7 protein-coding genes and 1 rRNA gene are annotated in these 11,237 nt (G+C 30.1%); all 8 read left to right on the forward strand.

What is annotated here, in order from left to right; translation table 11 throughout:
- Positions 1-117, forward strand: a 5S ribosomal RNA gene (rrf, locus tag IC213_RS17290).
- 393 nt (positions 118-510) lie between these two features.
- The gene (locus IC213_RS17295; RefSeq protein WP_227836318.1) at positions 511-1,581 is read left to right on the forward strand and encodes an ABC transporter ATP-binding protein; all 1,071 of its coding nucleotides are present in this window, start codon (positions 511-513) and stop codon (positions 1,579-1,581) included.
- Positions 1,565-2,434 (forward strand): carbohydrate ABC transporter permease, encoded by an 870-nt coding sequence (locus tag IC213_RS17300; RefSeq protein ID WP_227435546.1) that lies wholly within the window; start codon positions 1,565-1,567, stop codon positions 2,432-2,434. Before IC213_RS17295 ends, IC213_RS17300 begins: the two co-directional genes overlap by 17 nt.
- Before the next feature lie 43 nt (positions 2,435-2,477).
- The gene (locus IC213_RS17305) at positions 2,478-3,338 is read left to right on the forward strand and encodes a carbohydrate ABC transporter permease (protein WP_227481802.1); all 861 of its coding nucleotides are present in this window, start codon (positions 2,478-2,480) and stop codon (positions 3,336-3,338) included.
- Between the two features lie 30 nt (positions 3,339-3,368).
- Complete coding sequence (locus tag IC213_RS17310) at positions 3,369-4,673, forward strand: ABC transporter substrate-binding protein (protein ID WP_227481803.1); 1,305 nt, start codon at positions 3,369-3,371, stop codon at positions 4,671-4,673.
- 103 nt (positions 4,674-4,776) lie between these two features.
- Entirely contained in the window at positions 4,777-6,039 is a 1,263-nt protein-coding gene (locus tag IC213_RS17315) for an ectonucleotide pyrophosphatase/phosphodiesterase (protein ID WP_227863305.1), read from the forward strand.
- Positions 6,040-6,226: 187 nt separating this feature from the next.
- Complete coding sequence (gene uvrB, locus IC213_RS17320) at positions 6,227-8,197, forward strand: excinuclease ABC subunit UvrB (RefSeq protein ID WP_227836316.1); 1,971 nt, start codon at positions 6,227-6,229, stop codon at positions 8,195-8,197.
- Between the two features lie 18 nt (positions 8,198-8,215).
- Positions 8,216-11,041 carry an excinuclease ABC subunit UvrA gene (uvrA, locus tag IC213_RS17325; RefSeq protein WP_227863306.1) on the forward strand — a complete coding sequence of 942 codons (2,826 nt, stop codon included), beginning with the start codon at positions 8,216-8,218 and terminating at the stop codon, positions 11,039-11,041.
- Positions 11,042-11,237: the final 196 nt, after the last annotated feature.

An 11,237-nucleotide genomic window follows, 5' to 3' on the forward strand; every position in this document is an offset into this window, starting at 1 on the left:
TGTGGTTACAATAGCAGAGAGGATACACCTGTTCCCATTCCGAACACAGAAGTTAAGCTCTCTAGCGCTGATGGTACTTGGTGGGAAACTGCCTGGGAGAGTAGGACGTAGCCACGTAATTTTTTTTGAGTAAATTTATAAAAAATAAAAAATTTTTATTTTTTGTGTTTAGACATGGCAAATTTGGGACATAATATAATTGTAAAACTTAATAGCAAAAATAAATTACTCAATCTCCCCCACTTAAAGGCCTCTATCCCCCATAGAGGTCTTTTTTATTATGTCTAATTTGCTATATCAGTTATTTTATTTATTTTAATTCTATCTTATTAGTCAGTATATTTATTTAAGTTTAGTATAATTTAACAGAAAATATATGTGATTTAACATCTATTTTAATAAATTTACTATATGTTCACTTTGTCTTAATATGCCCTTTACAAATAAAGAGTATTATTAATTTATAAGTAAATCGTATAACTAAACAAAGTATTTTGAGGAGGATAAAAAATGGCAGATATAAGACTAGAAAATGTCACAAAATCTTATGATAAAAAGAACACTGTTATAGAGAACTTGAACCTTACTATAGAAGATGGTTCTTTTACGGTATTGGTAGGCCCAAGTGGCTGTGGAAAATCTACTACACTAAGAATGATTGCTGGGCTTGAAGATATAACTTCAGGTAATTTAAAAATTGAAGAAAATGATGTAACAAGAACTGATGCAAGTAAGAGAGATATAGCTATGGTATTTCAGAATTATGCATTATATCCACATATGACTGTAAAAGAAAATATAGAATTTGGTTTAAAGAATAAAAAAGTTCCAAAAGAAAAAAGAGAAGAACTTATAACAGAGGTTATTGATATAGTTGGATTACAAGAATATTTAAATGTAAAGCCAGGAAATTTGTCTGGAGGACAAAGACAGAGAGTAGCATTAGCTAGAGCAATGGTTAAAAATCCAAAGGTATTTTTAATGGATGAACCATTATCAAATTTAGATGCAAAACTGAGAAATCAAATGAGAACAGAATTAATACAGTTACATCAAAAATTAAAATCTACATTTGTTTATGTAACTCATGACCAAGTCGAAGCAATGTCAATGGCGGATAAAATAGTTATAATGAACAAAGGAGAGATAATGCAAATAGGTTCTCCAAAAAAAATATATCAAGACCCTAAAAATTTGTTTGTGGCACAATTTATCGGAAATCCTTGTATGAACATATTAAATATGAAGGATAATATCAAACTTGGATTTAGGCCTGAAAAAGCTGTATTAGAAAGTATAAATATAGATATAAAAAATGATGATACTTTTAATTTGCTTGGAAAGGTTATAACTAAAGAGGTATTAGGAAACGAAACTATATACTGTTTATCTGTTCTTGACAGTGAAGTAAGGGTTAAAACAGAAAACGATATATTTGATATAGGGAAAACTTTGAAAGTAAATGTATTAGAAAAGGATTTATATTATTTTAATAAAGATGGGCAAAGAATAAATGATATAAAAGAATGTAAGAATATGTATTCTAAAATCAAAGGAGATATTTATGAAAAAGCAATTTAATAAAGCATATTTGTACATAACACCTGCAATTATAGGAACTTTACTGTTTATAGTATATCCAATAATTAAGACAATATCGCTGAGTTTCAAATCAGGAAGTCTTCTTAGTTCAACTTTCGAAAATGTAGGATTAAATAATTACACAGAGCTTTTAAAAAATCCAGAGTTTATACAAACTATAACGAATACTGCAATTTATACTTTTTTTATGGTAATTATATCTATATCACTAGCTATAGTACTTGCTGTTTGGTTAAATAAAAACTCTATAATACACAATTTGACACAAAGTATAATCTTTACACCACATGTAATTTCACTAGTATCTGTAGCTGTATTGTGGCTTTGGATTATGGAGCCACAGTATGGCTTTTTAAACTGGATACTGTCAACATTGCATTTACCAACATCAAAATGGCTTTCAAGTGAAAGTTCAGCTTTAATGTCATTGATTCTAATAGGAATATGGAAAACTCTTGGATACAATATTTTAATCGTGTTATCAGGTCTTAAATCGATACCAAACTATATATATGAGGCTTCTAAACTAGACAATGCAAACAAGATAACGAATTTCTTTAAGGTAACATTGCCATTATTATCGCCAACAATATTTTTTCTCATGATAACAACAACAACAGCATCATTTCAAGTGTTTGACGAAATAAGCATAATGACACAAGGTGGTCCATTAGGTTCAACTAACATGTTATCTTATTATATATATGAGTCTGGATTTATATATTACGATATAGGGCAAGCAAGTGCAGCAAGTATGTTTTTATTAGCCATAGTTATGATTGCTACATATGCTAATTTCAGACTATTATCAAAAAAAGTTCATTATCAATAAATAAAAAATATATATTATAAGGCGTGTTAAAAAGGAGGACAAAATGGACATTATAAGACCTATTAAAAAAGATAAAGCTTATATAAAGAAAATAGTATCAAAATCAATAGAAGTATTAATTCTACTACTTTTATCTGCAATATTTATATTCCCTTTTATATGGATGCTTTCAACATCTTTTAAAAACCCACAAGAAATGATGCAACTACCACCTACAATAATACCAAATGATATAGTACTAGGAAATTATACTACAGCATGGAATTCAGGACCATTTTTTAGATATTTATTAAATAGTATCTTTGTGACAGGTAGTATTTTAATTGTACAGTTTTTAGTGATGGTTCCTGCAGCTTATGCATTTTCTAAGATTAAATTTAGAGGTGAGAAGGTATTGTTTGGACTATTACTCATAGGACTTATGATTCCTCCACAAGTAACTTTTTTACCTGTATATATGATGATGAGTAAATTTGGATTTATAAATACATATGTGCCACTTATAATTCCATTTATGACATCTTCATTTGGTATATTTCTGCTTAGACAAAATTTTATGCAGATATCAGATGAGATTATTGAAGCAGCTAAATTAGACAATACTTCGGACTTAAAAATAATGTTTAAAATAATGGTTCCTATGGCAAAACCAGCAGTAATAACATTTATATTATTTAATTTTATATATCATTGGAATAACTATTTCTGGCCTTTAGTAATGACAAATACAGATGCAATAAGGACTTTACCAATCGGAGTAGCTCTTCTTAAATCTTCAGAAGGAATTACTGCATGGAATGTAATAATGGCAGGAAATATAATTTTAATTTTACCAATAATTCTTGTTTATATATTTGCAAATAAAAAAGTAAAAGAAGCTTTTATGTATTCAGGAATAAAATAAAAAGTCAAAAACTAAATTTGGAGGATGGAAATGAAGCTTAAAAGAAAATTAGCAACAGGATTAGCAATAACATTATTATTAGGTTCTTTAGTTGGGTGTTCAAATTCTAATGACTCAAATACATCTAAAGGAGAAAAGACAGATAGCAATATTACAAAGATAGATTTCTGGGCACCTTTGGGTGGAACTAATGGTGAAACTGCACAAAAAATGGTTGACCAGTTTAATAGTGAACATAAAGACATACAAGTAAATATGCTAAAACAAAAAGATTACTATGAAAATGCAACAAAATTACAAGCTGCATTAACTTCTAAAGACCAACCAGATGTAACATTATTAGAAATAACTCAAACAGGTACATTTGCATCAGCAGGAGCTTTAGTAGATATGAGTAAATACTTTGATAAGGCATACCAAGAAAGATTTTTTTCTGGTCTTCTAACAAATTCATATTATGAAAATAAGTTTGTTGGTATGCCATTTAATAGAAGTACACCAATACTATACATAAATAAGGATATGGCAGTTAAAGCAGGCCTTGACCCTTCAGGACCAAAGTCATGGGAAGAACTTAAAACATATGCTAGTAAAATGACAAACAAATCAGAAGATACGTATGGATTTGAAACTCCAATAGATATTTGGTTCTATGAAGCTATGGTAATGCAAAGTGGAGGAGAAATAACTGATGGAAAAAAAGTAGCATTCAATAATGAAGCAGGTCAAGCACCAGTTAAATTCTGGCAAGATATGATGAAATCTGGAATAATGAAAATGCCACCTGGTGAAGATTATAATGCTTGGGATGTAGCAAAGCAAGATTTTGTAAATGGTAAAGTTGGTATGATATTTACATCAACAGCAGATTTAGCAGGTCTTATGCAACAAACAGACGGTAAGTTTGAAATATCAACAGCATTTTTACCAAAAAATCAAAAATATGCAACGCCTACAGGGGGAGCAAACTTAGTTATGCTTGAAGGTGGAACAGACAAAGAAAAAGATGCAAGTGCAGAATTTATGGAATGGATGACTCAAACAGATAAAATAGTTCAATTTAGTTCATCAACAGGATATCTGCCAACAACTGAAGATGCAACTAAATCAGAAAAATTACAAACATTGTATAAAGAAAAGCCACAATATAAAGTTGCAACTGACCAATTACAATATGCTGTTGCCCTTCCAATGTTAAATGGATATAAAGAAGCAACTGATAAGTTAATGGATGAAATTAAAAAAGGTCTTACTGATTTAAATGTGGCGCCAAAAGATGCAGTAAGCAAAGGAACTTCTGCAATGCAAGCAGTAATAGACAAGACTAATAAATAATTATAGACAGGTATGAAATGTTGATGAAATATCACCTGTAACATATATAGATTATAGATTGATTGAATGTATCCAATAATATATGAATGAAGAGGTAATGTAAATGACAAAAGTTATAGTATTATCAGTAGATTCTTTATTTGAAAAAGATTTAGAATTTGTAAAGAATCTACCAAATTTTAAATCTATCTTAGAAAATTGTTCTATGGTGAAAAATATAAATTGTGTATATCCAACTTTAACATATCCTTGTCATACAAGTATGGTTACAGGAGTATATCCTAAAAAACATGGAATATATCATAATGAAAAATTTGACCCCAATAAAGAAAATAAAGATTGGTATTGGTATTCAAAAGATATAAAAGTAAAGACAATTATAGATGTAGCAAAGGACAATAATCTGACTACTTCTAGTATCTTATGGCCTGTAATGGGTGCAAATCCAAATATAGATTATAATATTGCAGAGATATGGGCTCCTAATAGAGAAGATGACCCAAGAGAAATTTTTGAAAAAAGTTCAAGTAAGGTTATAATGGATAGTATTTATGATAGACATTGTCACTATATTGATTGGAAATTAGAGCCTAATATGGATTTGTTTGGAGTAAATTGTGCTATAGATGTAATAAAAGAATATAATCCAGATTTAATGTTAATACATCTAGCAACTTTGGACCATACACGACATAACCATGGTTTGTTTAATGAAAAAGTAAATGAAGCCTTGAAAATGAATGATAAATGGTTAGGAGATATAATTCAAGCTACAAAGGATGCAGGTACATATGAAGATACAAATTTTATAATACTTGGAGACCATGGTCATCTTAGAGTTGATAAAGTTGTAAATCCAAATGTTTTACTTAAATCACATGGATTTATAACAGTAGAAAATGGAGTAGTTAAGAATTTTGATGCCTATGTAAATTCGTCAGGTATATCAGCACAGATAATAGTAAATAACCAAAATAGATTAGAAGAGTTGAGAGTATTGCTTGAAGAGTTTAAAGAAGAATTATTTATAGAGAATATATTTACCAGAGAAGAAGCATCCAATCTTGGACTTGAAGGCGACTTTGAAATGGTAATTGAAGGAATTGAAGGAATTTCATTTGGAAATGATTTAGAAGGAAATATTATAGAGGATTCTGATATAAAAGATTACAAGTTTGCTGTTGCTACACATGGTCATTTACCTACTAAGGGGAATAGACCTCCGTTTATAGCTTTTGGACCTAAAATAAAAACAGGCGTAGTAGAGGAAGAAGGCGACTTAAGAGCTCATGCAGCAACTATATTAAGACTATTCGATTTGAAGCTAGACGGAGTTGAAAAAGAAGCATTTGATTTCATTATATAAACTGGATAAAGTATTTATTTTCCATTACTTATAGACTTCTATTATAAAGATAGAAGTCTTTTTTTATATTTTAGATTTAAGTAAAATTTAAATGGGTAAAATATTTAAAATAACTGAAACAATTCTAGAAAGGTATGATATAATAATACATGTTAGGAACTAATGTTCGAAAAGAAGGAGTGATACTATGGATTTTAAAATAAAGTCAGACTTCAAACCAACAGGTGACCAACCAGAAGCTATTAAATCAATAGTGGATTCTATAAATAGAAATGAAAAATTTTCGACATTGTTAGGTGTAACAGGTTCAGGAAAAACATTCACAATGGCAAATATAATACAACAAGTTAAAAAACCTACCCTAATAATGGCTCATAATAAAACACTAGCAGCACAACTTTATAGTGAGTTTAAAGAATTTTTCCCAGACAATGCAGTTGAATATTTTGTAAGTTACTATGATTACTATCAACCAGAGGCATATGTAGCTCACAGTGACACTTATATAGAAAAAGATGCAAGTATAAATGACGAAATAGATAAACTTCGACATTCTGCTACAGCATCTATTTTAGAAAGAAGAGATACTATAATAATATCTTCAGTATCTTGTATATATGGTTTGGGGGACCCAAAAGATTATAAAGAACTTATGTTATCTATAAGACCTGGTATGCAGAAGGATAGAGATGATGTAATAAAAAGGTTAATAGAGATACAATATGAAAGAAATGATATAAATTTTACAAGAGGGACTTTTAGAGTTAGAGGAGATATATTAGAAATATTTCCAGCTAGCAATGATGAAAAAGCAATAAGAATAGAGTTCTTTGGTGATGAAATAGATAGAATAACAGAAATTGATTATGTAACAGGAAAGATTGTTGGGACAAGAAATCATGTTGTTATCTTCCCCGCATCTCACTATGTAACAACACCAGAAAGAATTGAAAATGCAATTGTTCAAATTGAAGATGAACTTCAACAACAAATTGAGACTTTTAAAGAAAATGATAGGCTTTTAGAAGCACAACGGATTGAGCAAAGAACGAAGTATGATATAGAAATGTTAAAGGAGATAGGGTTTTGTCAGGGGATAGAAAACTACTCAAGGCATATTACTGGAAGAGAAGAAGGAGAAAGACCATATACATTAATGGATTTCTTTCCAGATGATTATTTGATAATTGTAGATGAGGCACATGTTACTATTCCGCAAGTAAGAGGAATGTACGCAGGAGATAGATCAAGAAAAACATCTCTTATAGAAAATGGATTTAGATTACCTTCTGCACTTGATAATAGACCGTTAAATTTTCAAGAATTTGAAGGAAACATAAATCAAATATTGTTTGTAAGTGCTACACCAGGTCCTTATGAAATTCAACATTCTGAGACTATAGCTGAACAGATAATAAGACCAACAGGTCTTTTAGACCCAATTGTAGAAGTAAGACCTATAAATAATCAGATAGATAATTTAGTAGGGGAAATAACTAAAACAATAGAAAAAAATGAAAGAGTGCTTATAACCACTTTAACTAAAAAAATGAGTGAAGATTTAACTAATTACCTTAAAGAAATAGGAATAAAAGTTAAATATCTACATTCAGATATAGTTACATTAGAAAGAACAGAGATAATAAGAGACTTAAGACTGGGAAAATTTGATGTACTTGTAGGAATAAATTTACTTAGAGAAGGTCTAGATATACCAGAAGTTTCACTTATAGCAATTTTAGATGCAGACAAAGAAGGTTTCTTACGTTCCGAAACAGCATTAATACAAACTATTGGACGTGCAGCTAGAAATGAAAATGGAAGAGTTATTATGTATGCTGATAGGATAACTGATTCAATGCAAAATGCTATTGATGAGACAAAAAGAAGAAGAGCTATACAGAATTTATATAATGAAGAACACAACATAACTCCTAAGACTATACAAAAAAGTGTAAGAGATAGTATAGAAGCAACTAAAGTTGCAGAGGAAGAAGTTGTCTATGGAATAACTGATACAGATGATAAAGAAGAGATAAAAGATAATATAGAAAAATTAAAATCAGAGATGATGGAAGCTGCTCAAAACTTACAATTTGAGAGAGCGGCAGAATTAAGAGATAAGGTAAAACAGTTGGAAGAAAAATTGGAAAAATAGAAAGGTAAAAACAAGGTTATGGAAGATAAAATTATAATAAGAGGAGCAAAAGAGCATAATTTAAAAAATGTAGATTTAGAGTTACCAAGAGATAAGTTTATAGTTTTTACAGGATTGTCTGGTTCTGGAAAGTCATCTTTGGCATTTGATACGATATATGCAGAAGGCCAAAGAAGATATGTAGAGAGTTTGTCTGCTTATGCTAGACAGTTTTTAGGGCAAATGGAAAAGCCAAATGTAGAATATATTGAAGGTCTATCACCAGCTATTTCAATAGATCAGAAGACTACTTCAAAGAATCCACGCTCTACAGTTGGAACAGTAACAGAAATATATGACTATTTGAGATTGTTATTTGCAAGAGTAGGCGATGTATATTGTCCTACATGTGGTGAAAAAATAAGTCAAATGACTATTCAAGAAATAGTTGATAAAATGCTAGATTTTCCAGATAGAACTAAGTTGCAAATACTTTCGCCAATTGTTAGAGGTCAAAAAGGTACACATAAAAAGGTCTTAGATAATATTAAAAAAGAAGGATTTGTAAGAGTTAGAGTTGATGGGGAAAACTATGAAGTAAGTGATGATATTGTTTTAACTAAAAACCAAAAACACAGTATAGAAGTAGTAGTGGATAGAATAGTAGTCAAAGATGGAATAGAATCTAGACTTGCAGATTCAATTGAAACTGCGGTTAAACTATCAGATGGTCTTGTAATAGCTCAAATAATAGATGGAGAAGAGATTCTTTTCTCAACTAAATTTGCATGTCCAGAACATGGAATTGGGATAGAAGAATTATCTCCAAGAATGTTTTCATTTAATGCTCCTTTTGGAGCTTGTGATGTTTGTAATGGTCTTGGGGAAAGTAAAGAAGTTGACCCAGAACTAGTTGTACCAAATAAAGATTTATCAATAAAACAAGGTGCAGTGGCTGCTTGGGGTTCAACAGGTGTCAACGACGATACTTATTATAGCAAAATGATAAAAAGTTTAGCAGAGCATTTTAATGTATCTCTGACAACTCCATTTAAAGATTTACCAGAAGATTTTGTTCAAGAGTTACTTTATGGTAAGGATAATATAATGGTAGAGTTTGTTTATGAATCAAAATTTGGAGGAACTAGAAATTATAAATCATATTTTGAAGGAGTAGTAGTAAACTTAGAGAGAAGATACAAAGAAACTAACTCAGAGTATATGAGAGACAAAATTGAAGAATATATGGCAGAAAGACCTTGTCCAAAATGTAAGGGATTGAGACTTAAAAAAGAGGTTTTATCTGTTTTAGTTGATGGAAAAAATATAATGGAAGTAACAAACTTATCTGTTAACGAATTGATAGATTTTATGGAAAATGTAACTCTTACAGAAAAGCAAAGATTTATAGCTCATGAAATTATAAAAGAGATAAAGGGAAGAGCTAAGTTTTTAAGAGATGTTGGTCTTGATTATTTGAATTTATCAAGAAAAGCTGGAACACTTTCAGGAGGAGAAGCGCAACGTATAAGATTAGCAACTCAAATCGGTTCAGCATTAGTTGGAGTGTTATATGTGCTTGATGAGCCAAGTATAGGTCTTCATCAAAGAGATAATGACAGACTTATAGGCACTCTTAGACATCTAACAGATTTAGGAAATACTTTAATTGTCGTAGAACATGATGAAGATACAATGAGAGAAGCTGATTATGTTATAGACATTGGACCTGGTGCAGGTATACATGGTGGTGAGATAGTTGCACAAGGAACTTTAGATGAAATAATAGAAAATGAAAACTCAATAACAGGTCAGTACTTAAGTGGAAAAAAACAAATATTAGTTCCTGAGACTACTAGAGAAGGAAATGGAAGTTTTATAGAAGTAATCAAAGCATCAGAAAATAACCTAAAAAATATTGATGTAAAATTGCCATTAGGTAAGTTTACATGTATAACAGGTGTTTCAGGTTCTGGGAAAAGTACACTAATAAATGACATACTTTATAAAGGTGTTGCAAGTAAAGTGAATAGACTAAAACAAAGAGCTGGTAAGCACAAAGAAATAAAAGGAATTGAAAATATAGATAAGGTTATAAATATTGACCAAAGTCCAATTGGAAGAACACCTCGTTCAAATCCAGCTACTTATACAGGGGTATTTGATTTTATAAGGGATATTTTTGCTGCTACTAATGAAGCTAAAGCAAGAGGATATAAAAAGGGAAGATTTAGTTTTAATGTAAAAGGTGGTAGATGTGAAGCTTGTAAAGGTGATGGAATAATAAAAATAGAGATGCACTTTCTACCAGATGTATATGTTCCTTGTGAGGTTTGTAAGGGTGAAAGATACAATAGGGAAACATTACAAGTAAAATACAAAGATAAAACTATATCTGATATACTAGATATGAATGTAGAAGAAGCTGTTGAGTTTTTTGAAAATATACCAAACATAAAAAGAAAGCTGGATACATTGATGGATGTAGGTCTTTCATACATTAAATTAGGACAGCCTTCAACTCAATTGTCTGGAGGAGAAGCACAACGTATAAAATTAGCATCAGAACTTAGTAAAAGACCAACAGGAAAGACTTTATATATATTAGATGAACCTACTACAGGACTTCATATGGCAGATGTAGATAAGCTAATTCACGTATTACAAAGATTAGCAGATACAGGAAATACAATTATAGTTATAGAACATAATCTAGATGTTATAAAGACTTGTGATTATGTAATAGACCTAGGCCCAGAGGGTGGAGATAAAGGTGGAACTATAGTTGCAACTGGAACACCAGAAGAAGTATCTAAAGTTGAAGGGTCTTATACAGGTCAATTCTTAAGTAAATATTTCTCTTAGGTTATATAAACTGTGTAAAATTTTAACTGTAAATATATAAAAATAAGTTGAAAATATTAGAAGTAAATAAATTAAAAATAAATTGTAGATAATTACCAAACATAAAGTCCATATTGTTCTTCGTATTTGAGATTGCTTTTAAATCAATTATAGAAGATGATATGGACTTTAACTTGTGTACAATGCTGGAAATTGA

This window comes from Clostridioides sp. ES-S-0049-02 (assembly GCF_020658465.1).
GTDB lineage: Bacteria > Bacillota > Clostridia > Peptostreptococcales > Peptostreptococcaceae > Clostridioides.

Excerpts from the sequence above, each read along its gene's own strand:
- IC213_RS17295 (WP_227836318.1), top strand. The coding sequence starts at position 511 with ATGGCAGATATAAGACTAGAAAATGTCACAAAATCTTATGATAAAAAG.
- IC213_RS17300 (WP_227435546.1), top strand. The coding sequence starts at position 1,565 with ATGAAAAAGCAATTTAATAAAGCATATTTGTACATAACACCTGCAATT.
- IC213_RS17305 (WP_227481802.1), top strand. The coding sequence starts at position 2,478 with ATGGACATTATAAGACCTATTAAAAAAGATAAAGCTTATATAAAGAAA.
- IC213_RS17310 (WP_227481803.1), top strand. The coding sequence starts at position 3,369 with ATGAAGCTTAAAAGAAAATTAGCAACAGGATTAGCAATAACATTATTA.
- IC213_RS17315 (WP_227863305.1), top strand. The coding sequence starts at position 4,777 with ATGACAAAAGTTATAGTATTATCAGTAGATTCTTTATTTGAAAAAGAT.
- uvrB (WP_227836316.1), top strand. The coding sequence starts at position 6,227 with ATGGATTTTAAAATAAAGTCAGACTTCAAACCAACAGGTGACCAACCA.
- uvrA (WP_227863306.1), top strand. The coding sequence starts at position 8,216 with ATGGAAGATAAAATTATAATAAGAGGAGCAAAAGAGCATAATTTAAAA.